Source organism: Flintibacter porci (assembly GCF_041925195.1).
GTDB classification, from domain to species: domain Bacteria; phylum Bacillota; class Clostridia; order Oscillospirales; family Oscillospiraceae; genus Lawsonibacter; species Lawsonibacter porci.
Genome location: NZ_JBHEVB010000007.1, coordinates 178,800 through 202,994 on the forward strand (window position 1 = coordinate 178,800; position 24,195 = coordinate 202,994).

23 protein-coding genes and 3 pseudogenes are annotated in these 24,195 nt (G+C 55.6%); 18 read left to right on the plus strand and 8 right to left on the minus strand.

The window, feature by feature from the left end; all coding sequences use genetic code 11:
• The first annotated feature begins 207 nt into the window (after window positions 1–207).
• The 6 genes and pseudogenes from trpD (at window position 208) to ACEVJL_RS09850 (ending at window position 5,548) form a co-directional block, all read left to right on the plus strand.
• On the plus strand, window positions 208–1,239 hold the full coding sequence (trpD, locus tag ACEVJL_RS09825; protein ID WP_374737699.1) for an anthranilate phosphoribosyltransferase: 1,032 nt from the start codon (window positions 208–210) through the stop codon (window positions 1,237–1,239).
• Window positions 1,236–2,039: pseudogene (trpC, locus tag ACEVJL_RS09830) on the plus strand (indole-3-glycerol phosphate synthase TrpC). The gene trpD and the pseudogene trpC overlap by 4 nt, the downstream one beginning before the upstream one ends.
• A gap of 41 nt (window positions 2,040–2,080) precedes the next feature.
• Window positions 2,081–2,911, plus strand: a pseudogene (gene trpB, locus ACEVJL_RS09835) (tryptophan synthase subunit beta); the annotation flags it as partial.
• Window positions 2,904–3,671, plus strand: a complete 768-nt coding sequence (trpA, locus tag ACEVJL_RS09840; RefSeq protein ID WP_374737700.1) for a tryptophan synthase subunit alpha — start codon at window positions 2,904–2,906, stop codon at window positions 3,669–3,671. The pseudogene trpB and the gene trpA, both read left to right, overlap by 8 nt.
• A gap of 105 nt (window positions 3,672–3,776) precedes the next feature.
• The gene (locus ACEVJL_RS09845; protein WP_235396642.1) at window positions 3,777–4,541 is read left to right on the plus strand and encodes an SDR family NAD(P)-dependent oxidoreductase; all 765 of its coding nucleotides are present in this window, start codon (window positions 3,777–3,779) and stop codon (window positions 4,539–4,541) included.
• Between the two features lie 215 nt (window positions 4,542–4,756).
• Entirely contained in the window at window positions 4,757–5,548 is a 792-nt protein-coding gene (locus ACEVJL_RS09850; protein WP_374737701.1) for a GNAT family N-acetyltransferase, read from the plus strand.
• On the opposite strand, the gene ACEVJL_RS09855 is transcribed toward ACEVJL_RS09850, so the two are convergent.
• Together ACEVJL_RS09855 and ACEVJL_RS09860 are read right to left on the minus strand one after the other, a co-directional pair.
• On the minus strand, window positions 5,443–6,489 hold the full coding sequence (locus tag ACEVJL_RS09855) for a helix-turn-helix domain-containing protein (RefSeq protein WP_374737703.1): 1,047 nt from the start codon (window positions 6,487–6,489) through the stop codon (window positions 5,443–5,445). The two genes, ACEVJL_RS09850 and ACEVJL_RS09855, sit on opposite strands and share 106 nt — an antisense overlap.
• Before the next feature lie 142 nt (window positions 6,490–6,631).
• A complete protein-coding gene (locus ACEVJL_RS09860; protein WP_374737705.1) occupies window positions 6,632–8,506 on the minus strand; it encodes a PrpR N-terminal domain-containing protein in 1,875 nt (624 codons plus the stop codon).
• Between the two features lie 313 nt (window positions 8,507–8,819).
• Here ACEVJL_RS09860 and ACEVJL_RS09865 point away from each other — a divergent pair, with 313 nt between their 5' ends.
• The 8 genes from ACEVJL_RS09865 (at window position 8,820) to ACEVJL_RS09900 (ending at window position 15,301) form a co-directional block, all read left to right on the plus strand.
• Complete coding sequence (locus ACEVJL_RS09865; protein ID WP_374737707.1) at window positions 8,820–10,007, plus strand: CaiB/BaiF CoA transferase family protein; 1,188 nt, start codon at window positions 8,820–8,822, stop codon at window positions 10,005–10,007.
• A gap of 17 nt (window positions 10,008–10,024) precedes the next feature.
• On the plus strand, window positions 10,025–10,390 hold the full coding sequence (locus ACEVJL_RS09870) for a beta/alpha barrel domain-containing protein (protein WP_374737708.1): 366 nt from the start codon (window positions 10,025–10,027) through the stop codon (window positions 10,388–10,390).
• Window positions 10,362–10,928, plus strand: a complete 567-nt coding sequence (locus ACEVJL_RS09875) for a beta/alpha barrel domain-containing protein (RefSeq protein ID WP_374737710.1) — start codon at window positions 10,362–10,364, stop codon at window positions 10,926–10,928. Before ACEVJL_RS09870 ends, ACEVJL_RS09875 begins: the two co-directional genes overlap by 29 nt.
• Window positions 10,929–10,959: 31 nt before the next feature.
• Entirely contained in the window at window positions 10,960–11,820 is an 861-nt protein-coding gene (locus ACEVJL_RS09880) for an alpha/beta fold hydrolase (RefSeq protein WP_302667487.1), read from the plus strand.
• Window positions 11,817–12,125, plus strand: coding sequence for a hypothetical protein (locus tag ACEVJL_RS09885; protein WP_110440577.1), 309 nt, complete (start codon window positions 11,817–11,819; stop codon window positions 12,123–12,125). Before ACEVJL_RS09880 ends, ACEVJL_RS09885 begins: the two co-directional genes overlap by 4 nt.
• Before the next feature lie 2 nt (window positions 12,126–12,127).
• Window positions 12,128–13,453, plus strand: coding sequence for a sodium:solute symporter family transporter (locus ACEVJL_RS09890; protein ID WP_374737712.1), 1,326 nt, complete (start codon window positions 12,128–12,130; stop codon window positions 13,451–13,453).
• Between the two features lie 91 nt (window positions 13,454–13,544).
• Window positions 13,545–14,372 carry a transketolase gene (locus ACEVJL_RS09895; protein ID WP_374737714.1) on the plus strand — a complete coding sequence of 276 codons (828 nt, stop codon included), beginning with the start codon at window positions 13,545–13,547 and terminating at the stop codon, window positions 14,370–14,372.
• The gene (locus tag ACEVJL_RS09900; RefSeq protein ID WP_374737716.1) at window positions 14,369–15,301 is read left to right on the plus strand and encodes a transketolase family protein; all 933 of its coding nucleotides are present in this window, start codon (window positions 14,369–14,371) and stop codon (window positions 15,299–15,301) included. The genes ACEVJL_RS09895 and ACEVJL_RS09900 overlap by 4 nt, the downstream gene beginning before the upstream one ends.
• Window positions 15,302–15,384: 83 nt before the next feature.
• Here ACEVJL_RS09900 and ACEVJL_RS09905 read toward each other — a convergent pair whose 3' ends face one another.
• Window positions 15,385–16,920 carry a beta-glucuronidase gene (locus ACEVJL_RS09905; RefSeq protein ID WP_374737718.1) on the minus strand — a complete coding sequence of 512 codons (1,536 nt, stop codon included), beginning with the start codon at window positions 16,918–16,920 and terminating at the stop codon, window positions 15,385–15,387.
• A 481-nt stretch (window positions 16,921–17,401) separates the two neighbouring features.
• Between ACEVJL_RS09905 and ACEVJL_RS09910 the strand changes: the two genes are divergently transcribed.
• Window positions 17,402–17,986, plus strand: coding sequence for a TetR/AcrR family transcriptional regulator C-terminal domain-containing protein (locus tag ACEVJL_RS09910; RefSeq protein ID WP_235396671.1), 585 nt, complete (start codon window positions 17,402–17,404; stop codon window positions 17,984–17,986).
• A gap of 77 nt (window positions 17,987–18,063) precedes the next feature.
• Here ACEVJL_RS09910 and ACEVJL_RS09915 read toward each other — a convergent pair whose 3' ends face one another.
• On the minus strand, window positions 18,064–19,095 hold the full coding sequence (locus tag ACEVJL_RS09915; RefSeq protein WP_235396673.1) for a hypothetical protein: 1,032 nt from the start codon (window positions 19,093–19,095) through the stop codon (window positions 18,064–18,066).
• A 227-nt stretch (window positions 19,096–19,322) separates the two neighbouring features.
• Here ACEVJL_RS09915 and ACEVJL_RS09920 point away from each other — a divergent pair, with 227 nt between their 5' ends.
• Window positions 19,323–20,687, plus strand: coding sequence for a radical SAM/SPASM domain-containing protein (locus tag ACEVJL_RS09920; RefSeq protein ID WP_374737720.1), 1,365 nt, complete (start codon window positions 19,323–19,325; stop codon window positions 20,685–20,687).
• Window positions 20,688–21,533: 846 nt separating this feature from the next.
• Here ACEVJL_RS09920 and ACEVJL_RS09925 read toward each other — a convergent pair.
• Window positions 21,534–21,845: a hypothetical protein gene (locus ACEVJL_RS09925; RefSeq protein WP_235396680.1), complete on the minus strand. Its 312-nt coding sequence runs from the start codon at window positions 21,843–21,845 to the stop codon at window positions 21,534–21,536.
• A gap of 45 nt (window positions 21,846–21,890) precedes the next feature.
• On the minus strand, window positions 21,891–22,160 hold the full coding sequence (locus tag ACEVJL_RS09930) for a YdgA family protein (protein ID WP_235396682.1): 270 nt from the start codon (window positions 22,158–22,160) through the stop codon (window positions 21,891–21,893).
• 134 nt (window positions 22,161–22,294) lie between these two features.
• On the opposite strand from ACEVJL_RS09930, the gene ACEVJL_RS09935 reads away from it, so the two are divergent.
• Both ACEVJL_RS09935 and udp read left to right on the plus strand, forming a co-directional pair.
• Complete coding sequence (locus ACEVJL_RS09935) at window positions 22,295–22,498, plus strand: hypothetical protein (protein WP_374737723.1); 204 nt, start codon at window positions 22,295–22,297, stop codon at window positions 22,496–22,498.
• A gap of 122 nt (window positions 22,499–22,620) precedes the next feature.
• Window positions 22,621–23,394 (plus strand): uridine phosphorylase, encoded by a 774-nt coding sequence (gene udp / locus ACEVJL_RS09940; protein WP_235396764.1) that lies wholly within the window; start codon window positions 22,621–22,623, stop codon window positions 23,392–23,394.
• Window positions 23,395–23,436: 42 nt separating this feature from the next.
• Here the strand turns inward: udp and ACEVJL_RS09945 are convergent, their stop codons facing one another.
• Both ACEVJL_RS09945 and ACEVJL_RS09950 read right to left on the minus strand, forming a co-directional pair.
• Window positions 23,437–23,730, minus strand: coding sequence for a helix-turn-helix domain-containing protein (locus tag ACEVJL_RS09945; protein ID WP_374737746.1), 294 nt, complete (start codon window positions 23,728–23,730; stop codon window positions 23,437–23,439).
• Between the two features lie 49 nt (window positions 23,731–23,779).
• Window positions 23,780–24,049, minus strand: a pseudogene (locus ACEVJL_RS09950) (Crp/Fnr family transcriptional regulator); the annotation flags it as partial.
• Window positions 24,050–24,195 lie beyond the last annotated feature (146 nt).

The following is a 24,195-nucleotide window of genomic DNA, read 5'->3' on the forward strand; positions in this document are numbered from 1 at the left end:
AACCTCACAGAGTATTCTGCAACGCGTGGGCATGCGTCAGTTGCCGGGGATATGTTGGTATCCCGCAAGGGCATAGGGTCATTCCTATGAAGCAAGGTGGCACCGCGGATAAGCTTTTTTATTCGTCCTTGACAGAAGAGATCATTCTGTCAAGGGCGATTTTTTATTCTCCTTTGGCAGACACGGACCGAAGAAAGGAGAAGCACCATGATCAAAGAAGCCATTGTCAAAATCGTCAGAAAAGGGGACCTCACCTACGAGGAGGCCTACACCGTGATGAACGAGATCATGAGCGGCCAGACCACCCCCACCCAGAACGCCGCCTTTCTGGCGGCTCTCTCCACCAAGAGTGCCCGGGCGGAGACCACCGACGAGATTGCCGGCTGCGCCGCCGCCATGCGCGCTCATGCCACCAAGGTAGAGACCGGGATGGAACTCTTCGAGATCGTGGGCACCGGGGGCGACAACGCACACAGCTTCAATATCTCCACCACCTCCGCCTTAGTGGCGGCGGCAGGAGGGGTGAAGGTGGCCAAGCACGGCAACCGGGCCGCCTCCTCCCAGTGCGGCACCGCCGACTGTCTGGAGGCCCTGGGGGTAAACATCCAGCAGAGCCCGGAGAAGTGCGTGGAGCTGCTGCAGGAGGTGGGCATGTGCTTCTTCTTCGCCCAGAAGTACCACACCTCCATGAAGTACGTGGGAGCCATCCGCAAGGAGCTGGGCTTCCGTACCGTATTCAACATCCTGGGCCCCCTTACAAACCCCGGCACCCCGTCCATGCAGCTGTTGGGGGTGTATGACGACTACCTGGTTCAGCCCCTGGCCCAGGTGCTCATCAGTCTGGGGGTGCGCCGGGGCATGGTGGTCTACGGGCAGGATAAGCTAGACGAAATTTCCCTCAGTGCCCCCACCACTGTGTGCGAAATCAAAGACGGGTGGTTTAAGAGCCGGGTCATCACCCCGGAGGAGTTTGGATTTGCCCGTTGTGCCCGGGAGGACCTGAAAGGCGGCACCCCGGCGGAGAACGCCGCCATCACCCGAGCCATCCTGAATGGAGCGCAGGGCCACAAGCGAAACGCTGTTCTCCTCAATGCCGGAGCGGCCCTGTACATTGCCGGAAAGGCGGACACCATGGCAGATAGCGTGGCCTTGGCCCGGGAGCTCATCGACTCCGGCGCGGCTGCCCGCACCCTGGAGAAGCTCATTGTAGTGAGCAACCGGGAGGTGGGGACGGCATGACCATCCTGGAACAGCTGGCCGATCACGCCCGGGCACGGGTGGCGGCGGCCAAGGAGAAGGCGGGGCTGGACACCCTCCAGGCCCAGTGCCGGTCGCTGGAGCGGACCCTGGGCCGGGGGCAGGGGAAGGAGCGCTTCCAGAAAGCCCTGAGTAAGCCGGGACTTTCCTTCCTTTGTGAGCTGAAAAAGGCGTCTCCCTCCAAGGGACTCATCGACCCGGAGTTTCCCTATCTGGACATTGCCAAAGATTATGAGGCTGCCGGAGCGGATGCCGTCTCCTGCCTCACCGAGCCCAAGTGGTTCCTGGGCTCTGACGATATTTTCCGCCGGGTGCGGCAGACCGTGTCTTTGCCCATGCTGCGCAAGGACTTTACCGTGGACCCCTACCAGATCTACGAGGCGCGCCTTATAGGTGCCGACTGCGTGCTGCTCATCTGTGCTCTGCTGGATACCCAGACCTTGAATGAGTACCTGAAGCTGTGCCAGGAGCTGGGGCTGGCCGCTCTGGTGGAGACCCACGACGAGGATGAGGTCCGCTCCGCCCTGGCGGCGGGAGCCACCATTCTGGGGGTCAACAACCGAAACCTCAAGGACTTCTCCGTAGATTTCTAGAACGCCAAGCGGCTGCGGGACCTCATCCCGCCGGAGGTCCTCTATGTGGCCGAGTCAGGAGTAACCGGCCCCCAGGATGTGGCCGAGCTGAAGGAAGTGGGGGCCGACGCGGTGCTCATTGGGGAGACCCTGATGCTCGCTCCCAATCAGCGCTCCATGCTGGAGCAGCTCCGGGAGGCGGCCCGATGACGAAAATCAAGCTGTGCGGCCTGACCCGCCCGGAGGACATCACCGCCGCCGCCCTGATGGGCATGGAGTGCGTGGTGTTCATGGGGGAGGAGGACACCGTCCGTCAGGCCCTGAACGTATATCGCATGCGCCTGTTGGGGGCCACGGTGGTGCCTGTTACCTCTGGCACCGCCACCTTGAAGGACGCCGTGTCCGAGGCAATGCGGGAGTGGACGTCCCGCATTTCCGACACCCACTACTGCCTGGGCTCGGTGATGGGTCCCCATCCGTTCCCCACCATCGTGCGGGACTTCCAGGCCGTCATTTCCAAGGAAATCAAGGAGCAGATGCTGGCCAAGGAGGGCCGCCTGCCTGATGCCGTGGTAGCCTGCGTGGGGGGCGGCTCCAATGCCATCGGCAGTTTTTATCACTTTATTGACGACAAGCAGGTGCGGCTCATCGGCTGCGAGGCAGCTGGCCGGGGCATCAACACCTTTGAGACGGCGGCTACCGTCAACACCGGCCGCTTAGGCATCTTCCACGGTATGAAGTCCTACTTCTGCCAGGATGAGTACGGCCAGATCGCCCCCGTCTACTCCATCTCCGCCGGGCTGGACTACCCCGGTGTGGGACCGGAACATGCCTGGCTCCACGACATCGGCCGGGCGGAGTACGTCCCCGTCACCGACGACGAGGCGGTGGACGCCTTCGAGTACCTGGCCCGCACCGAGGGCATCATCCCGGCCATCGAGTCAGCCCACGCGGTGGCCTACGCCAGGAAGCTGGCCCCCACCATGTCCAAAGATCAGATTCTCGTTATCACGATCTCGGGCCGGGGAGACAAGGACTGCGCCGCCATTGCCCGTTACAGAGGGGAGGATATCCATGAGTAAGATCAAAACTGCCTTTGACCACGGCAAGGCGTTTATTGCCTTTCTCACCTGCGGCGACCCAGACCTGGAGACCACCGCCGCTGCCGTCCGTGCCGCTGCCGCCAACGGGGCTGACCTCATCGAGCTGGGTATCCCATTCTCCGACCCCACCGCCGAGGGTCCCGTCATCCAGGGAGCCAATCTGCGCGCCCTGAAAGGGGGCGTCACCACGGACAAGATTTTTGCTCTGGTAGAGGAGCTTCGAAAGAACGTGACCATCCCTCTGGTGTTCATGACCTACGCCAACGTGGTCTTCTCCTACGGCACCGACCGCTTCCTGGCCCGGGCGGCGGAAGTTGGGGTGGACGGCATCATCCTGCCCGACGTCCCCTACGAGGAGAAGGAGGAGTTTGCCGCACCCTGCCGCGCCCACGGCCTGGACTTTATTTCTCTCATCGCCCCCACGTCGGAGCACCGCATTGCCGCCATTGCCAGGGAGGCGGAGGGCTTCCTCTGTCTGGTGTCCAGCCTGGGGGTCACCGGCACCCGCAGCGAGATCACCACCGACCTGAGCTCCATCGTGAACGCAGTGCGGGAGAACACCCAGATCCCCTGTGCCATCGGCTTTGGCATCTCCACTCCGGAGCAAGCCGGGCAGATGTCCCAGCTGGCCGACGGAGTGATCGTGGGCTCGGCCATTGTCAAGCTGCTGGAGCAATACGGTACCCAGGCTTCTCAGCACATCGCCGCCTATGTAAAATCCATGAAAGAGGTCATGTAAAGAATCGGGCTATCCCGTTGCGCCCTAACATATTGGATGGTAAAATAAAAAAGACAGATGGGTTTATTGTTCCGTCTGATCTATCACGGAAAGAAGGTTGATTGTATGGACCGTTTGAAGGATAAGGTAGTCATTTTGTCGGGCGGTAACTCCGGCATCGGCGCCTGCGCGGCCAAGCTGTTTGCCGCTGAAGGGGCCAAGGTAGTAATCTCCGCCCGGCGTGTGGAGGCGCTGGACGCGGTGGCGGAGGAAATTCGCCAGGCCGGGGGAGAGGTTCTGGCTATTCCCTGCGACATTTCCAAGCCGGAGCAGTGCGCCGCCGTGGTGGCCAAGACGGTGGAGACCTTCGGCACGGTAGACGTGCTGGTGAACAACGCCGGGGTGCTGGACAGCGGTCTGGATGCCATCGAGAAGATCAGCGATGAGACCATCGACCGCCTGGTGGACACCAACACCAAGGGCACTCTTTACCTCACCCGAGAGGCCGCCAAAGTACTCATGGCCAAAAAGAGCGGTTCCATCGTCAATGTGGCCAGCGTGGCAGGCTACTGCGGCAACGGCGGCGCGGCCTATGTGGCCAGCAAGGCAGCCATCATCGGCCTGACCAAGAATATTGCCATGCGGGGCGCTTCCGTCAATGTGCGCTGTAACGCGGTGTGCCCCGGCACGGTAGCCACTCCCATGACCGCCGGCCTCAACCCCGCCAACCTGGACCCCGATATGATGGGCGCCATGGCTAAGCACGCCGACCTCACCCTGCCCGTGTGCCAGCCTCAGGATGTGGCCAATCTGCTGCTGTTTTTGGCCAGCGACGAGTCCAAAGCAGTGACCGGACAGGTGCTGGTCATTGATTACGGCGCCAACCTGTAATTTCTTTCTTCCGCGGATCTGCCTGATGTTCCAGGCTTGCCGGAATTTCAAACAAATGGTATGATACCTATACCGGCTTTGCCGGAATATCAAGTTCAGGAGACATGCTGTTTGAAACGAAACAACACCTTGGAGATTGTGCCCTGACCGGGAGGCCGGAGCACGATCCGCAGGCCTCCCAATATTGAATCCACAATATTCAGGAGGAAACAATCATGAAGCAACATAACATCATCATCCGCCAAGAGACTCCCGCAGACTATGCCGCCGTGGAGCACCTGACCCGGGAGGCATTTTGGAATGTGTACCGACCCGGCTGTCTGGAGCACTATGTGGTCCATGTGCTGCGCAATGACTCCGCCTTTGTGCCTGAGCTGGACCTGGTCATGGAGCAGGATGGAGCGCTCATCGGCCATGTCCTGTATATGCGCGCCATCATCAAGGCCGACGACGGTCGGGAGATCCCTATGATGACCTTTGGACCCATCAGTATTCGCCCCGACCTTCAGCGCCAGGGATTGGGCAAGTATCTGTTGGACTACTCCATGGAAAAAGCCAAGGAACTGGGCGCCGGTGTTCTGTGCATCGAGGGAAACCTGGATTTCTATGGCAAATCCGGCTTTGTTTTGGCCGGGACCCGGGGAATCCGCTACCACGGGGAACCGGAGCAGGAACTGGTTCCATATTTTCTGCTGAGAGAGCTCCGTCCGGGCTTTCTGGACGGCGTGACCGGCGTCTATCATACGCCCCAAGGCTACTATGTGGATGAGGCTGCGGCCGAGGTCTTTGACCGGAGCTTTCCGCCTAAAGAAAAATTGAAGCTGCCCGGCAGCTGTTTTGAAGCAGAGAAGAGGGACTGCGGCATATGCCGCAGTCCCTCTCTTTTCTTTTTGGGAAAGTTTCAGCCCTCTTCCCGGAGCAGCGGACGAAGCTGTTCATACTCCGGACTTCCCCGGAAAAAGGTAAATTCTTCGCTGTGCTCCAGGTCGTCCGTAATCCGGTCATAGAGAGATTGGGCCAGAGCAGCCAGATCCCCGTCTCCCATGTGGCGGTAAAGAGGACACGTCTGGGGAGTCCAGGGCTCTTTCAGTACAGGAAGAATGTGGCGGAGGGCAGACAGACAGGCAGCCCTGTCCTGCCGGAGGGAGGCCAGCTGGAATTTGGCGGTGTAGGGGATCCACTGGGTCACATGGAGCAGGCTGGAGACCTGCTGATAGGTATCCGCACAGAACTGGGCATCCTGTGGGCGGCCCTCTTTTTCCGCAATTTCCATCAGATGGATCAACGCCGTTTGCAGCTCTGTGGCACTCTGAAGGATCCGGCGCTCCCAGAGCCGCTGGGCATCCTCCCATTTTTCCTGCTGGGTGTAGAGGGTGGCCAACTGCTCCTCTTTATCGATGCGGGTGGATGGGATGGTATTGATAAGCTCTTCCGCCCGGGTGAAATCCTTCCGGTTGCGGTGGTAGGCGATGCACATGGCCAGGGCGGCATCCCGGATTTCCGGTGTCTGGCTGTGGGACATACTCTCATAAAAGGGAATCAACCGGTCGGTATAGGCGTCCGGGTTTGGAAAGCCGTGGAGGAATCTGGCGCCGTCCAGATAGAAAATTGCCGTGTAAATCAGCTTTTCGCAGGTGGGGTACTGATGGATCTGGTCCATGGCCCGCTGGAACGCGGCGTCATAGCTCTCCTGAGAGATCATGCGGTCCAGTTCTTCCAGAAAACGGGCAATCTCCTCGTCGGTCAGTTCCTCTTGGAAGGACAACAGGGTATTCAAATCTGTCCTCAGCACCCGGGCCAGAGCGGGCAGGGTGGTAATGTCTGGGTAGGTGGTCCCTTTTTCCCACTTATGGACCGCCGGAGCCGACACGCCCAGATAGTCGGCCAGCTGTTCCTGGGTCAGGGAGAGGGCCTTTCGCTTCTCCCGGATGATCTCGCCAAGCTTCATCGTTCTACCTCCCTTTCTCTTGTATCTCCATCATAACAGAGGCAGGGAAGAGGAACAATAGCGCGGTAGTTATATGAATTGGTCAAAAAAGTAACTGTGGGTTAAATTCACTGTTTCTCTTTTAGAATTGAGTGATTCCTACTCAAGAAGACGATCCGGAAGACAATTTCCGCCAAAGGGTGGTCCGGCTCAAGCCTAGCTTTTCTGCCAAGGCAGCATTGCCATAGCCCAGAATTTCTTTGGCTGCGGCCACGCCGGCTTGAAATTGACCGGGATTCTCCGCCGCTCCGGGAGAGAGTGCGGGGTATTGCAGCAGCAGGGACTGAAACAGTGCCTGCTCTCCAATGGCGTTGGTCAACAGACGGCAGCGGGTATTCACCGTGCTGCCTGGCTCCATACTGAGGGCATACAGGTAGCGCTGACAAACAGCGGACAGTTCCTCCAGGTTGCCCGGCCAGTGGTAGAAGGACAGCAGCTGTTCCATGCGGCTGGAAAGGCGGGGAACTTGTTCAGCCCGCTCGGTATATTGTCTCAGATACCGCATGAACAGGGCGGGAATATCTGCGGGGTGCTCCCGAAGAGGCGGCAAGTTCAAGGTCAGGATCCCACACAGTTCTCGCAGGGCAGGGGAGAAGTGCTGAGCTTCCTCCGGGGTGGCCAGGGTGACAAACCGGACATGGAGCGGGATCGCCGTCTGTCCACCCAGGTGTTTGATCCTCTGATGGCGCATCACATCCATCAGGCAGGAAAGCGCCTGGGGCTGGGCCTGATCCAGGTGCTCCAGTACGACGGTACCCTGTTGAGCAAATTCCAGCATGCTCTCCACGGTACGGCCATCCTGTTCCATCCCAAGCAGCAGCCGGCCTGCATCCTGGCTGGAAAAGGCAGCAAAATTGATGCGCACATAGGGGCTGTTTTCCCCGAAGGCCGCATTATGAATACACTGAGCCAGCCACTCCCGGCCACTTCCTTCCTCACCCAAAATGGTCAAGCTCAGGGGAACGTGTGCATACTGCAGCGCCTGACGGGTACAGCCATCCAATCCGGCACAGCAGGCCATCCAATCCGCAAAGGTAGCCTGGGCCTTGGACTCCGGCAGACTGACGGGCAAATTTCGCTTCCGGCTGCGGGTATCCATGTAAAAGGTGGTCAAAACCCCAAGGGACTCCTCCCGCAGCTGTATTTTGGTCTGCACACAGCGGAACATCGTATCCTGAATAAGATGGTATCCGTCCTGCTGCTCTTGTGTACCCGCCAGAAAGCGGGAGGTTTTCAGGGTCGGGAAAATCTGATCGATGTGCCGTCCCCGAACGTCCCGGCCGGAAAACCCGGTGAGCTGCTGGGCTGCCCGGTTAAAAAGAATTACCTCTCCCATGGCATTGCAAACCATCACGCCAAAGGTGGAGTTATTGACAATGGAGCGGAGAATGGTCTGATTCTTCTGCTCCTGATGCAGTTGACGGGCCAGTCGGCGGGCGTCTTCCAGCGCCTGGGCAATGCTCGGTTTCCCGGGATAGAGAAGAATCCCCGCTTTTCCAAGTTTTTCGGCTGTCTCTACGGCGTGGGAGGCTCCAATGATCATATCACAGTCGGTTTGCGCGATCTTTTCCTCCAGCTCCTGGGTATCCTCGTAGGTCAAAAGGGTCACAGGATCCCCTAACAGCCGCTCATAGGCAGCCATATCCGGCAGGCGGACGCGGTAATACAAAACAATGGCTGGGCGGCACCCCCGTTCCAGCGCGGAGTGCAGTGCGGTCAGGTAATCCAGATCTCCCACAGGGATCTCCACCAGGTGGCCCTGTCCCTGCCGGACAAATTCAGCGGCGTTGGCCGCGCCGCCTACAAATACCTCACACCCATTTCGGCGTCCCTGCTCCACACAGGCCTGCAGGGTATCAGCTGTGCAGTTCATTACCTGGATCTCCGTATCCGGCCAGGAAAGCTCCGACAGGACCTCTTGGGCCAATTGGGTAAGCTGACCATAGCCCAGAAAGCCAATTCGGTATCGATAGGCCACAGGTTTCCCTCCTCTATCCCTGAAAGTGGATTGATTTTATCATTATAATATGAAAATTATTTGGAAACAAGGGGATGCACTCTATGATGCGCCCCCTTGTTTTGTTTAATTTTCATAAGAAACACAGCAGAATCCGTCGGTGCTATCGTCCAAAAATGATGACCTGTCCATTGTATTTTGTTTCATGCCGCTTCTATTCTTGATTTTTGAAACGTCACTTCCCAAATTTTATTGAAAAAGTTCAACAAATTGTTAATCTTCTTGTGACATGGTACTTTTTACTCACAAAATTTAAAAAACGGAGGTAATTAACATGGCTGGAATTTTAAGTGGAGTAAAAGTACTGGACCTCACCCGAGTGCTGGCTGGTCCCTACTGCGGCATGATGCTGGCAGACATGGGAGCCGACGTCATCAAGATCGAACTGCCCGGACGGGGAGACGATTCCCGTGGCAACGCCCCCATCGTCAACGGCGAGAGCGCCTACTTCATGAACCTGAACCGGAACAAGTACGGCATGACCCTGAACCTGAAGAGCGAGGAAGGCAAGAAGATCTTCCTGGAGCTGGTGAAGCAGAGCGACATCGTGCTGGAGAATTACCGTCCCGGCGTCATGGACAAGCTGGGTCTGGGCTATGAAGAACTGCGCAAGGTGAACCCCGCCATCGTCTACGGCTGCGTGTCCGGCTTCGGTCACTACGGCCCCTACTCCAAGCGGGCGGGCTACGACATCATTGGCCAGGCCATGAGCGGTCTGATGAGCACCACCGGCTGGCCCGATACCCCGCCCACCCGCACCGGCACCGCTATTTCCGACGTCGTGGGCGGCCTGAGCTGCTGCATCGGTGTACTGGCCGCCTACTGCAACCGCCTGAAGACCGGTGTAGGCGACAAGGTGGACATCTCCCTGGTGGATGGCATGGTTTCCTCTCTGGAGATCATCAACATGATCTACCTGTGCACCGGCCGCGTGCCCTCTCCCATCGGCAACCGCTACGAGGCCATCTACCCCTACGACTCCTTCCAGGCCGCCGACGGCTATGTCATCATCGCCTGCGGCAACGACAAGCTCTACAACCTGCTCAAGGGCGTGCTCCAGATCCCCGAGCTGGAGGATGAGAAGTTTGACAAGAACATCAAGCGCGTAGAGAACCACGCGGCCCTGAAGCCCATCATCGAAAACTGGACCAAGGAACGGAAGATCGACGACATTGTGGAGCTGCTCCTGGCCGCCGGTATCCCTGCCGGTCCTATCAACACCATTGACCGTGTGGTGGCAGATCCCTACATTGCCGGTGCCCGGGAGATGTTTGTGGAGTGCGACCACCCTGTGGCCGGCAAGGTGAAGATTACCAACAGCCACCTGAAGTTTACCAACAACAAGACCTCTATCCGCATGCGCTCTCCGCTGCTGGGTGAGCACAACGAGCAGATCCTGAAGGAACGCCTGGGCATGAGCGAGGAAGAGATCACCAAGCTCAAGGAAGAGAATGTGTTCTGAGAAAGGGGGAGAAGCGTATGAACAAGCAGATTACCGTAGCTGAGATCGGTCCCCGGGATGGATTTCAGAGCATCAGTTGCATGATGATCCCCACCGAAACCAAGCTGGAGATCATTGAGGCTATCCTGGCCTCCGGGGTAAAGAAGCTCCAGTGCACCAGCTTTGTCAGCCCCAAGGCCATTCCCCAGATGCAGGATGCCTCGGAGATCGCCAAAACTCTGCTGGAGAAACACCCGGAGGTAGATCTCTTCGCCCTGGTCCCCAACTTCCGGGGCGCCCAGTCCGCCGTGGAGGCGGGGCTGAAGACAGTCTCACCGGTTATCTCCCTGAGCGTCCAGCCACAACCAGAACAACGTGCGCCGCACCCACGAGCAGTCCTTTGACGAACTTAAGCGCATCATGGATACCTTCCCCGAACTGAACATCGACCTGGATGTGGCCACCGCCTTCGGCTGCCCCTTTGAGGGCCGGATGACGGTTCCCGCTCTGGTGGACTTTGTAGGCAAATTGTATGATTTGGGTATCCGCAGCTTCAATATCTGTGATACCATTGGAGTAGCCTACCCCACTCAGATTCGGGAGACCTTCCAGGCTCTGATGGCCGCCTATCCCGACGTGCACTTCTCGGTACATATCCACGACACCCGCAATATGGGCATTCTCAACAGCCTGGAGGCGGTGCGCTGCGGGGTAGACACGGTGCAGACCACTCTGGGCGGCCTGGGCGGCTGCCCCTTTGCCCCCGGCGCCACCGGCAACACCGCCACGGAAGACTTTGTCTATCTGCTGGACCGGGAGGGCTATGAGACCGGCATCGACCAGAAGAAGTTGCTGGCCGCCGCCAAGCTGGAGGTGGAGAAGATCCCCGGCAATTACAGCGGCCACCATATCCACATCAACGTGGAACAGAAGGGATTTTAAGTGTGAAATAAGGGAATAAGGAGGAAACGGGATGCTTCACACCAAGCAAAACTTTTTTGAGACGGATGATGGAACCATCCTCTACTATGAGGATTACGGACAGGGCGAACCCATCGTTCTGCTGCACGGTTTCTGCTGCAGCAGCCAGGTATTCAAACGCAACATCAAAGGACTCAGTCAGAATCACAGGCTCGTTCTGATGGATCTGAGAGGGCATGGTGCCAGCTCCAAAACCCTGTCCGGCGTGACTATGCCCCGCATGGCCCAGGACGTGAAGAACCTGATTGAGTACCTGCATCTGGAAGATGTCACTTTGTTAGGTTGGTCCATGGGGGCTCAGGTTGCCTTAATGTACTGGCGTCTCTTTGGCGAGTATGGCTATGTGCGTCGCCTGGGCATTTTGGACGCTACCCTTTATCCCTTTTCTGACGGAGATTGGAACTTCCATGGAAACCGCTGTTTTAACATGGACAAGGCCAATGCCCGCCTGATCGGTATGATGGCAAATCACGAGGCAGATGCCTACGCCATGGTCGACGGCATGGTTTCCGGCGAGATCAGCCAGGAGGACCGCCAGTGGATCCAACAGGAGATCATGAAAACACCGCCCTACATCGCTTTCAGCATTTACAGCGATTTCCTGGGACGTGATTTTACCGAATATATTCCGGCTGTGACAGTACCCACTCTCTTTGTGGGCAGCATGTCCCCGGCGGTAAACGGGGAGGCGGCCATGGACTACTATGTGACCAAGAGCCGCACGGAATACCGCCTGGTGAAGATCGGCCCCTGCGGGCATTTCTTCTTCTATTTCCACCCCCAGCGGTTTGAGCAGATCGTGCTCGACTTTATGCGAGACTTTCCCATTCAAAAAGGAGGGATTTCCAGATGACAGACGTAAAAGACCTGGAGAGCAGAGACTATGATGTGAATGACATCGTAGAGGATAAGCGTTTTATTCGCTGCAAGAAGGAAATGTGGATGATCGTGGTCATTGGTTTGATCCAGATTCTGGTCCCGGCCGCTATTATCTACTCGCTCAACGGCAACGGAAAGTGGTTTTTGGGCCTGCCCATGTGGTACGGCGTGGCAACCGTGTTCTATCTGTGTATGTCCCTGATCTGCATGGTGGTGGCTACCAAAGTCATCCGCACGCACAAGCTGGACGCCGTAGCTGATGACAAGGAGGAGAAATAACGATGGATCTTGGATTTACGATTTCCGCTTCCACGCAGCAGGCCATCATGATTGTCTTTATCCTCTATACGGCAATCATTGTTGGACTGGGCGCCTACGTCAAATTCGCATCCCGGAATGAAAACAGCTCCCAAAAGCTGGCCGGCTTTCTGACCGGCGGCGGCAACCTGGGCTCCCTGGCTGTTGGCTTGATCATGGTCACCAACATTATGTCCAGCGGCGGCATGGTAGGCGGCCCGGGCATGAGCTATGGAACCGGATTCATCTGGTCTCTGTGCGTATTTTGCAGCTTTATCAATATCTTTATGTCTCTGGGCAGTGTGGGCAAAAAGATGTCCATCCTGGGACGCCGTACCGGCGCTCAGACCGTCCTGGGACTGTTCCGCCACCGCTACCAGTCCAAGGTGTTTTCCACCTTCCTGGGCCTGAGCTTCATCATCTTCCTCATTCCTTACTCCGCCAGCCAGTTTACCGGCGGCGGCCGCCTGTTTGCCGTCGTAACCGGCACCGGCAACTATCGCATCGGCGTACTGCTCTTTGCCGTGATCACCCTGGTCTATACCCTGACCGGCGGCATCAAGTCCATCTCCAAGATCGCCGTATTCCAGGGTGCCATCATGATCTTCTCGGTCATCAGCATCTATGTTGTGACCGGCGGCGCCATTCTGGAGGAGTATGGCTCTCTCCAGGCCGCCATGGAGTTTGTCCAGGAGTCCAAGCCCTCTCTGCTGGACGCCACCACCTGGGCACCCCTGTACTTCATCGGCACTGCCTGTGTGCAGAGCTTCGCACTCATTCCGCTGCCCCCCGCCATGGCCGGCATCGTCATTGCCGGCGCTGTGGCTGCCATTCAGTCTACGGTAGCCGCTTTCTTCATCATCATCGCCTCCACCATTGTCAAGGACATCTACAAGACCCTGGTGAAGCCTGATATGACCATGGAAGAGGAGAACAAGGGCAATATGATCTTCACCACTCTGGCTGCTGTTGTTGCTATTGTGTTTGCCATGTTCCCCAGCGAGTACCTTCAGACCATCGTAAACTTCGCTATCGGTGGCCTGGCCTCTGGTTTCTTCTTCCCCCTGTTCTTCGGCCTGTACTGGAAGAAGGCTACCCCCGCTGCTGGTATCTTCGGCACCATTTCCGGCACCCTGGTTTATATCTTGGCCAGCTCGGTGTCCTCTCCCATTCATCCCATTCTTTGCGCACTGGCGGTTTCCGGCATTGGCATGTTGGTGGTCAGCCAGTTCACCCCCAAGGTTAAGCGCGGTGTGTTTGAGGTCTGGTTCGGAGAGCACTACGACGAGCGCTACGCCAAGATTTCCTGACAACCTACTATAAATCCCATTTTGGCGCCCGGCCGTTACAGTACGGCCAGGCGCCAAATCAAATTCAAACACAACAGAAACGGAGGTCGACATGGATTATCAAAGCTTATCATCCCTCTGCACCCAGGTGCGGGGTGACATTTTGAACATGACCCACAAGGCCGGCTCCGGCCATCCCGGCGGCTCTCTCTCGGCCGTGGAGCTGCTGGTGGGGCTCTACTTCAGCGGTGAGATGGCGGTGGACGCCAGCCATCCCGATTGGGAGGAGCGGGACCGCTTTATCCTCTCTAAGGGCCATGTGGCGCCGGTACTGTACAGCGTGCTGGCCCGCAAGGGCTTCTTCCCGGTGGAGGAGCTGTGGACCCTGCGCAAGCTGGACAGCATCCTCCAGGGCCACCCCCACATGGGCCACACCCCCGGGCTGGACTGCTCCAGCGGCTCTCTGGGCCAGGGGCTGTCCATTGCCAACGGCCTGGCCCTGGCCTTCCGGATGCAGGAAAAGTCCAACCGGGTGTACTGCCTGCTGGGAGACGGCGAGCTCCAGGAGGGCCAGGTGTGGGAGGCGGTCATGACGGCCGCCCAGCACAAGCTGGACAACCTGTGCGCCATGGTGGACTACAACCGGGTGCAGCTGGACGGAACTTTGGCTGAGATCAAAGATCTGGGCGACCTGACTGCCAAGTGGCGGGACTTTGGATGGAATGTGATCGAGCTGGACGGCCACAACATCCAGGCGGTGGTAGAGGCCTACCGGCAGGCCAAGGTCTGCAAGGGGAAACCCACGGTGCTCATGGCCAACACCATCAAGGGCAAGGGCGTCTCCTTTATGGAGAACGACTGCAACTGGCACGGAAACGCCCCCAACGCGGAGCAGCTCCGGCAGGCACTTTCGGAACTGGGATTGGAGGGAGAACAATGAACAAGATTCCCATGCGTGACGGATACGGCAAGGCCCTCTTAAAGCTCATTGGAGACGGAAAACCGGTGGTGGCGCTGGATGCCGATGTGGCCAAATCCACCCGCACGGTCTGGGTGCGGGATCAGTACCCGGAGCACTTCTTGGACATGGGCATTGCCGAGCAGGACATGGTAGGCACCGCCTCCGGTCTGGCTCTGGGTGGTATCATTCCCTTCGCCTCCACCTACGGCGTGTTTTTGGCCGGACGGGCCTGGGATCAGATCCGCACGACGGTGTGCTATAATAACCTCAACGTCAAGCTGGCCGGAGCCCACGCGGGTATCTCAGTGGGACCGGACGGGGCCACACACCAGGCCCTGGAGGATGTTGCCCTCATGCGGGTGCTGCCCAATATGACGGTGGTAGTTCCCTGTGACGCGGTGGAGACGGAGAAAGCCACCCTGGCTTTGGCAGAGCGGGAGGGACCCTGCTACATCCGCTTCGGCCGGGAGGCGGTGCCCGTTATTACCGACGAGGACAGTCCTTTTGAAATTGGCAAGGCCAACGTACTTCGGGACGGTAAAGACGCAGTGCTCTTTGCCAATGGTGCCATGGTCTATGAGGGATTGGAGGCCGCCAAGCAGTTGGCAGGGGAGGGGATCGACCTGATGGTGGTCAATCTCCATACCGTCAAGCCGCTGGATCAGGAAGCCGTTGTGGCCGCAGCCCGAAAAACCGGTCGGGTCATCACCGCGGAAGAACATCAGGCGGCAGGCGGCATGGGCAGCGCCGTAGCGGAGTGTCTGGCACAAAATTATCCGGTCCCCATGCGTATTCTGGGTATGCAGGACGGCTTTGGTGAGTCTGGCGCGCCCGATGAATTGATGAAGCGGTACGGATTCAGTTCTGACGCTATTTATCAGGCGGTAAAGGATTTCGTGGCACTATAAACAGGTTAAAAGCAGAGTAAAACCAGGGCGCGGACTTGGGATCAAGTCCGCGCCCTGGTTGCTATTTTTAAACTAATATACGGTTATAAAATAAGGAAGGTACAGCTGCCCGGAGCAAGCAAAGCGTTGCCCTGAGGCTGCCGCTGCGCAGCAAGCTCAGGAATCCTGCAAACGCCTGAAATCGTCAATTCTTTTCCGTTGAGCAAAACCGTAGGAGAACGCATCGTCTGGGCATGCAGCGTGTAACGCATGGCCTCTTTGGGAAGCGTCACGGTAAGGGCATCGGTCAACGAATTGTTCACGATCAAATATGCCGCTCCTGGTTGTCCATCCTTGCGAGAACGGCAGTAGACATGGGCGCTGTCCCTGTTCATCGCCTCACAATCATATACTGCAGTTCCCATCAATCGGTTCCAGAGCAAAACGGCATAATAGTTGGGCCGGGGCAAAAAACTGCCGGGTTCCAGAAAGCCATAGTCGGAGGATGCCAGAGTATTGTGGAAAATAACACCGTCAGTAATCGTACCGTAGCTGCCTAATTCATTCAGGGTGCGCAGAACATCCAGATAGGTGGAGGCCCAGGTATTTCCGCCTCCGCCGGCGTCCCCTGATTCCGTAACCCACATTGGTCCCCCGGGGACAAATTTGTCCCGCAGCGCCGTATGGGCTTTGGCACAGGCCGGTGCGACCGCCAAATATGCATCGGTGTGGGCCATCTGTCCGGGCCAGTGGGCAGACGGTATAACTCCGGCGATCCGCTCTGAGACCCCGTTGTAGTAGTGATAGCTGAACACATCCAGAGGGATTTGTGTTTCTTCCAACAGTTCCTGCGTAGTACAGGTCTTGGTCAGAGCGGCAATTCCTGCTCCAAAGTCCTTGCTTTCCACACTTTTTACAGAGGGGTCTCCGGTAGTGCATGGACCAACCAGAAGGCATTTGGGATAATTTGCCCGGACCCACGCATACAGGATATCCTGGTCACGGGCGTAGTCAGCAGCGGTATAGCCTTTTGGCGCACCAGACAGTTCCAGCATATTGGGTTCGTTCATAAACTCTACGGCGCTGATATCCACTCCGTGGTGGTGGCTGAAGTCAAAAATCTTTTTTGCCTGGGTCAGATCCAGCGCTTCGCCGTTTGGGTGGTCGCCGGCACAGTTACTTACCGAGATCAGGAGCTTTGCTCCCACATAGGACACAAAGTCCAAAACACCAAGCCACTGCTCGCCAGTCAAAACATTGGCATAACCTTCCGGGGGTTTCCCTCCGGTCACCCCATCCAGGTCGTAATATGTCTTCGTCGCCCAGGTGCCCGATACTCGGACCCACGCAGGACCCAGCTGTCTGGCCAGTTCCCGCAGACGCTTATTGGTCAGATCAATGGGGGGATAGCACTGCATCAGTTCCGGCATTGCGGTCACATCTGTCAATGCTGTAACGGTCGGAAACTCCTGCGTCCCGGCGATCTGCTCCGCGGTATACAACTTCCAGAACGTACCGCCGGTCACCTCTGTCATTTCAATGTTGTAGGACATCAGCCGCTCATCCACGTGGCGGATAAGGTGAGCCGGCTGGGCCTGCAAAGAAATGCTCTCCCTTGGAGCTTGACTTACGTTTTTCATATACAGTGACACCTCTTCGTTTGAAATCGATACGGTCTTCTTACCGAAACTTACAGCCTGAAAGGCCAGCACTGGCATTCAGCGCCCATTGTGCAGTATGTGAGGAATATTGTAATCATGAAGCCCGTTGATTTCATTGGGCAAAGCACTGTGTACGTTACACTTTTTCTCAGTTTCAGGATCAATGTTACATTTTGGGACAAAACACGCGTTTTGTCCTATGCCTTTGAAGGAACCATTCGTTCTGATACAGGCTATAAATTTGGACACACCAATTGATTTGTCCAAAGATAACCTGTCCCATCGTGTTGAGAATGATCCGGCAATATGATATACTAATTTTATATAAGGGAGTAGTCAGCACTTTGGTGTGGTGATACCAACATACTGGAGCTTTCCTGGTATTATCTTAAATGACGAGACTTATCTGTTTGGGCAGGTAAGTCTCTTTTTTTACAGCCGCAAAGGGAGGGGATCGGGTATGGCAGATTCCAATATCACAAAACGGGCTCTGGCGACTTCTTTGAAGGAGCTGATGCTGGAACAGCCCTTTGATAAGATCAATGTGGCGCAAATCTGCGCGCGCTGCAATATGAATCGAAAGAGCTTTTACTATCACTTCAAGGACAAATATGATCTTGTAAACTGGATCTTCGATACGGAGTTTATTGCCTTGATGAAGGATGAGAACCTGGCTGCCAATTATCCAAACTATAAGGAACGCTGGGTGTTTATCGAGAAAATTTGCGGGTATTTTTATGAAAACCACGCATTTTACCGCAAAGCGCTGCAGATCAAAGGGCAAAACTCCTTCAGTGACCATTTCCGTGAGTATATTCGGCCGCTTTTGGCCGATCGCATTTCTCATCTGCTTGGGCAGGAGCAGCCGGATGAGTTCATCATGGAGTTTTTTACTGACGCGGTGCTCTGTGCCATGGAACGCTGGCTGCTGAACAAGGAGTGCATGCCGCCGGAACAATTTCTGGCAAAGATCAAAGTGATTATGGAGGACGGCGCTCAATCCATCTGTCGGGAGATGGCTCAGACAGAGCAGGCATCTTCCTGACAGAATCAGGCCGCAGATGATATAAAACAGAACCGAGGGCGTATCGCATAAAACTGCGATACGCCCTCATATTTTGGTTACCGGGATACAATCGGCACAGACTTTGGATAGGCCTGCCGGATCAGTGGGGTTATCCCGTCTTCAAACAAGCTGCCGAAGGGCATACAGTCAGGATGATCCAGGGCTATCAGCTGTCCATGTCCGTCAAAGAGTACGCAGCAGGCGTCATCCGAGATGATTTCATCCAAACTCCGGATATCGTGATACAGTTCCCAAGGTATTGTCTGATAGGATTGTCCATTGCGCGCTTTCACTACCGCCTGATAAACAAGATCCTGTACCTTTGTCGGGCAGTCCGGCTTGGCTGTCAGAATGGTGAACAGGGGATACAGCTGCTGTGTGTCCGCAAAAAGTTCGCCGCTGGTAATGGATTGCAGATCATTCTGATCATAGGGTACATAAACCGAGTAGGGCAGATGGGCATCTCTCAGCATGGCGCAGACCTCGTCGGTCCCATCCTCCCAGCGCACCACCAGCATCAGATGCTTGATGGGAATAATCTCATCCAGAAGGGCAGAGGTCACGTCCTCCGGCCGGCAGAACAAGAAAAAGGCGCTGTCAGGATGGTGCTCGATCAGCGGAAGCAGCGCCATCGGATCGGTGCGGGAGAGAAGTCCCCAGGTATAGATACCCAACTGTTCCCCCTCCGTAATGGCACTGTCGTACTCAAACAGATGGTCCAGGCACTGGAGATCATCCATTTGAAAAAGCACCGTCCAGGGAATGTTGAAACCAAGGCGCTGTTCATTCCGCCGGATCCGCTGAGCGCCCCAGGTACAGCTGTTATACCCAAGATTCATACCGAATTTCACCAGGTGCTCTGTTTCGATGTGGCTGGTGGAATGCTCCACCAGAGAATAATACGCACTGTCCTCATGCTCCAGCATCGTGCGGGCTGTCTGGAAAAAGTGGCTTTGAAAACGGCCTTCGGAAAAATGCAGCGACATGTCCACCAAATTCCGGATGCTCCGCTTGGGGTTTTCTTTCAGCCCCTTCAAAGTTTGCCGGACAGTGGTCTCTATTAAGATACGGGACATACTGTTTTCCATGAAATGAATCTCCTTCCCGGACTGTTGCAGTTATATCACAGAAAAGCTTAGTTCCCTGTCCATATGCAGGCAATGGACAGGGGACCTTCTGTGTCCCAAAAGGTAACGGAGCAGGGAGGATGTCCAAATTTTTGACGTATCCCAACTTATGTCCCGTGACTTTTCGCGCTTGTTCCCTATAATGTGCCTTAATCAGCCGGAATCGGGCATGGAAAGGATGAAACATCATGCGTAATAATGTAAAAGATAATATGCAGAACTTTGCCATCAATCAGGCACTGAAGTATATCGAGGGAAATCCGGAAGAAAACATTCCCAAGCTCATGTCCCTGGTGGACCGCTTTACCCCGGAGGGCTGGTATCAGAGCCAGCGGGATGCCATCCGGCAGGTCATCGAAGAGAAGAACAACTGGTACCAGCTGATTCTGCGGGTCTATGAACTGGACCCCGGGGTGCGCCGGGCCTTTTTCCAAAACTTCCTGTTTAATGCCAGCCTGAAGGGCAGCGCTACCCAGGAAGAGGTCAAAGCCCGGGAAAATTGCAACGTACCCTGGGCGATCCTGTTGGACCCCACCTCTGCCTGCAATATGCACTGTACCGGCTGCTGGGCAGCTGAGTACGGCAATCGGCTCAACCTCAGTCTGGAGACCATCGACTCCATTATCCGTCAGGGCAAGGAACTGGGCACCTATATGTACATCTACACCGGCGGTGAGCCTATGGTGCGGAAAGCCGACCTCATCCGGCTGTGTGAGATGCATCCGGACTGCGAATTTCTGGCCTTTACCAACGGCACCCTCATTGACGAGGAATTCTGCCAGGAGATGCTGCGGGTAAAGAACTTTGTCCCCGCCATCTCCCTGGAAGGGTTTGAAGAGGCCAACGACTCCCGCCGGGGCAAAGGTGTGTATCAGAAGGTCAACCGGGCCATGGCGCTGTTGAAGGAGCACCACCTGCCCTTCGGCATCTCCACCTGCTACACCAGCCAGAACTACAAAGACATCACCAGTGAAGCATTCTTTGACCATATCATCGACAGCGGCGCTCTGTTTGTCTGGTTCTTCCATTACATGCCTGTGGGCAATGACGCAGCCACCCAGCTGCTGCCCACCCCGGAGCAGCGGAAAGAGGTATACCACCGGATTCGGGAATTCCGTAAGAGCAAAGCCATCTTCTCCATGGATTTCCAGAACGATGCGGAATATGTAGGCGGATGCATCGCCGGCGGACGAAACTATCTGCACATCAACGCCAAGGGCGATGTGGAGCCCTGCGTATTCATCCACTACTCCAACTGCAACATCCACGACACCAGCTTGCTGGACGCCCTCAAGAGTCCCATCTTCATGGCGTATCACGACAACCAGCCCTTCAATGAAAACATGCTGCGTCCCTGCCCCATGCTGGAAAATCCCGAGGCGCTGCGGGCCATGGTGAAAAAGACAGGCGCGGTGAGTACCGACTACCAGAGCCCGGAGAATGTGGACCATCTGTGTGATAAGACGATACCCTATGCGGAAAACTGGAAGGGCACTGCGGAGGAGCTTTGGAAGGGATGCGGCGGCTGCACTGCCTGCGGGAAAAAGGAGTAACCATCCCGACCATATAATGTAAGGACAATAAGTAAGCGGGTACTCTTTGAGCAAAGAGTACCCGCTTACTTTTTATAATTAGCCATACGATTGGAATGGAACCGCATGGACAAGTTCCTCCAAAGCAGGAGGGAAGCAACCGGATGGGAGGTAAAATTAAGAAAAGTTAAGAGAACATTTATATGCCTTCTCTCTTATCTCTGCTATAATCCCAGACCTGAATCATTTCGAGCAGCGACTGTTATATAGACTGCAACCAATAATCACAGGGGCAAGATACAGTCAGGAAAAACAAAAAGGGAGGATCGCATGATACTTTTACGGGGAATTTCAGGATTTTGGGATGCAAAAACACAGCCGCCGCCTTTAGAGGATGAGAAATCATTCCGACAGATGGGTCACATGCTGGCCCGAAGCAACGGAGGAACTGTGGCAGAAGTGGATACAGACACCACCGCAAGGAGTTTCTATTTTGCCCAGATCTGCAAATATGAAAGCTCCATTTTTGTCTTGCAGAATGCCCATTATCCCTACGCAGCTTTTGCCCAAAGAGACCCCTTCGGTGGATTCACACTGACCCAGCAGCCAAAGTGGCTCCAACTGCGGAAAGCCCGGTGCATGTGTTGAGTCTCGACGAGTTAAATCAGGACTGGCACAGCCTCTGCAAGGAACTAGGCCAGGAAGAACTGGAGCAGATCAGCTTCTGGCGGCCGCAAACAGTGGGAGAAATCATATTCAATACCTGGGACTGAGGTGGATGGAGTCGCCAGGGAAAAAACAGCCGTGCCGTTCGTTGGCAAAGGAAACATCCATTCCTACGGAAGCGTACTTAACAGGAAAGACTCTTCACGTTCCAGTTGTATAATAAATAATATCTCCTTGTGCCTGGGCAAACAGTTCCGCCACATAGGCATCCCGCGCATCTATCATTTCCTTGGGTGGATTGACTTTTGTAAAGTTCAATCCATGATCTTCACAATACTCTTTTCCCACCGCATCCAGCAGCTTCTGACGCGCAATCGTTCTGGGCGCTTTCTCTCCCAAATACTTGAAATACTCGTCAATCGTAAGATTGACTTCCTCACAATACTGATCCATCATTTCCTTGCCTTCCGGCGTGGCGTAAGCCTGTTTGCTGTTTTCAACCAGGGCATCCACTTCAGACTGCGTGGCAGCATATCCAAGCCGGATGGCCTCCTCATATTAAACCATGTTTTGCAGGATTTCTGTCAGGCTTTCTTCCGCTGTCTGTTGATTCGATTGTCCTGCCGCAGCATGATTGTACATGTGGCGTTCTACATCCTTTACATATACCGGCTGCCCATGAAATTCGGCCAGAGGGCGCGACGCATCAACTTCTGAAAGCTGCAAAGAACCAGGTTCTTGCCGTGTATTCCAATACGCACCTGCCAGCACGGCAGCAAGTATACACACAACGCCTGCAATGATAAGGATACGACGGTTCTTTTTCATACGGAAAACCTCCTCTTTTAAAACGGAACATTACTGGCAGGAGCGATTACAAAAGTCGTCTGAATGGACGATTCCAATCCATTTCTGTGCGCGCAGGTTAAATTCGTATTTTCAAGAAATTTTTTAAAGCAAATTTGCAGGCAGAACAACGTATTATTATAAAAATTATAACAAAAATTGCAGCAAAAAGCAATGATTTAGATCAATTTCTGTCCAATCAGAGCCAATTTCCAACAAAAAAAGCAGCAACCACCAATAAGCAAGAAATTTCTGCACTGCCCCATGGCTCAAACGAAAATAAAGAATTTGAGAAAATCATCATAAATTTATATAGGTAAAACCATCGCAGGCCAGCCACAAATCGTAGACTAAGATATGACATGGGTCATTTCTGTGCTCCCTTAAAAAAGGTACACTCCAGTCAGCAACAAAAAACTGGAGAGGAGCATGTCATATGTCGCTGGTATATTCCCAGGGGAAGGAGTTCCACATCGATCTCGCCAAGGGGGAGGTAGGGCGCTATGCCATTCTGCCGGGAGACCCCGGCCGGTGCGAAAAGATCGCACAGTATTTGGAGAATCCCCGGAAGATTGCCCAGAACCGGGAGTACGTCACTTACGTGGGCGAACTGATGGGGGAGAGGGTGGCCGTTACCTCCACCGGCATCGGCGGGCCTTCGGCATCCATCGCCATGGAGGAGCTGATCCACTGCGGAGTGGATACCTTTATCCGGGTGGGTACCTCCGGGGGCATGCAGCCCGAGGTGTGCGGGGGAGACCTGGTCATTGCCACTGGTGCAGTGCGCGCCGAGGGTACTACCCGAGAGTACGCACCCATTGAGTACCCCGCCGTGGCCCACTACGAGGTAGTGAAAGCCCTGGAACGGGCGGCTCAGGAGATGCAGGCCAAGTACCACGTGGGCGTAGTCCAGTGTAAGGACAACTTCTACGGCCAGCACAGCCCGGAGACCATGCCATGTCATACTTGGCTCACTGACCGCTGGGAGGCTTGGAAAGTCTGTGGGGCTCTGGCCTCGGAGATGGAGTCAGCAGCTCTGTTTATTACCGCCGCCGTGCGCCGGGTACGCATGGGCACCGTGCTGCTGGTGCTGGCCAACCAGACCCGTCGGGAGATGGGTCTGCCCGACGTGGCGGTGTACGACACAGACCTGGCGGTGAAGACCGCTGTGGCCGGCATTGGCCAGCTCATCCAGGCGGATAAAAACAAAAAATAAAAATATGGGCGGCAGAAGCGTTTACTTTTGCCGCCCATATTTTTATTCATAGATCAGGAGTTCACCGGAGGACACCCGCTCCAGGGCGTCCCGGTCCTGAATGTAGTAGCAATTGTGTTCTTTTGAAAGAATGTTCAAGGCGCACAGCTGCTTCATGATCCGCAGCAGGTGACGATAGCTGGTGTTCAGAGCATCGGCGCAGTCGGTAAGCTGGAGGGTAAAGAGATGGCCGGCGGTATTGAGCAGGATAAACTGGGCCAGGCGCACCTCCAGGGGGGTCCAGCAGAGTGGTAGAGTAGCGGCCCTCGTTGTTGATCTTACTGGCCAGCAGCTCACAGATATTCCGCACGAAGGTGAGGTCGTTGAGCAGAGCGGTGCGGTAGCGTGGAAGATTGATGGCGATACAAACCGTATCGGACAGGGCCTTCACGTTGAAGGTTGGAGGCTTTCCAAACAGGGAGGATGCCTCGCCCATCAGGGTCTGGTGCTGAGTAAAGGAGACACAGTTGTTCTTTTCGTTGGTGGTGTAGGAAAAACAGATGGTTTTCCCGCTCATGACAAAGTAGAGGTAGTCCGACGGAACGCCCGCCGTGACCAGGTACTCATTGCGGGCAAAGCAGACCAAATCGGAGATCTCATGGATGTCCAGGGTCATATAGTCCGCCAGCTTGTGGGTTTGGATCAATTTTTCTTTTTGGATGGGGTCGTGCAAAATCTTCAAAATATCCCCTTCTCTCTTCCCGGTGTTGCCCTCTTCCTGTGTTTGAATATAGCACAATGCCCATTGGAAAACAATATGTC

Coding starts and splice junctions, on each gene's coding strand:
- ACEVJL_RS09930 (WP_235396682.1), bottom strand. CDS start 22,160: ATGAAAAAGAACCGTCGTATCCTTATCATTGCAGGCGTTGTGTGTATA.
- ACEVJL_RS09900 (WP_374737716.1), top strand. CDS start 14,369: ATGAACAAGATTCCCATGCGTGACGGATACGGCAAGGCCCTCTTAAAG.
- ACEVJL_RS09870 (WP_374737708.1), top strand. CDS start 10,025: ATGAACAAGCAGATTACCGTAGCTGAGATCGGTCCCCGGGATGGATTT.
- ACEVJL_RS09855 (WP_374737703.1), bottom strand. CDS start 6,489: ATGAAGCTTGGCGAGATCATCCGGGAGAAGCGAAAGGCCCTCTCCCTG.
- trpD (WP_374737699.1), top strand. CDS start 208: ATGATCAAAGAAGCCATTGTCAAAATCGTCAGAAAAGGGGACCTCACC.
- ACEVJL_RS09865 (WP_374737707.1), top strand. CDS start 8,820: ATGGCTGGAATTTTAAGTGGAGTAAAAGTACTGGACCTCACCCGAGTG.
- ACEVJL_RS09920 (WP_374737720.1), top strand. CDS start 19,323: ATGCGTAATAATGTAAAAGATAATATGCAGAACTTTGCCATCAATCAG.
- ACEVJL_RS09880 (WP_302667487.1), top strand. CDS start 10,960: ATGCTTCACACCAAGCAAAACTTTTTTGAGACGGATGATGGAACCATC.
- ACEVJL_RS09890 (WP_374737712.1), top strand. CDS start 12,128: ATGGATCTTGGATTTACGATTTCCGCTTCCACGCAGCAGGCCATCATG.
- ACEVJL_RS09850 (WP_374737701.1), top strand. CDS start 4,757: ATGAAGCAACATAACATCATCATCCGCCAAGAGACTCCCGCAGACTAT.
- trpA (WP_374737700.1), top strand. CDS start 2,904: ATGAGTAAGATCAAAACTGCCTTTGACCACGGCAAGGCGTTTATTGCC.
- ACEVJL_RS09905 (WP_374737718.1), bottom strand. CDS start 16,920: ATGAAAAACGTAAGTCAAGCTCCAAGGGAGAGCATTTCTTTGCAGGCC.
- ACEVJL_RS09845 (WP_235396642.1), top strand. CDS start 3,777: ATGGACCGTTTGAAGGATAAGGTAGTCATTTTGTCGGGCGGTAACTCC.
- ACEVJL_RS09910 (WP_235396671.1), top strand. CDS start 17,402: ATGGCAGATTCCAATATCACAAAACGGGCTCTGGCGACTTCTTTGAAG.
- ACEVJL_RS09885 (WP_110440577.1), top strand. CDS start 11,817: ATGACAGACGTAAAAGACCTGGAGAGCAGAGACTATGATGTGAATGAC.
- ACEVJL_RS09915 (WP_235396673.1), bottom strand. CDS start 19,095: ATGGAAAACAGTATGTCCCGTATCTTAATAGAGACCACTGTCCGGCAA.
- ACEVJL_RS09895 (WP_374737714.1), top strand. CDS start 13,545: ATGGATTATCAAAGCTTATCATCCCTCTGCACCCAGGTGCGGGGTGAC.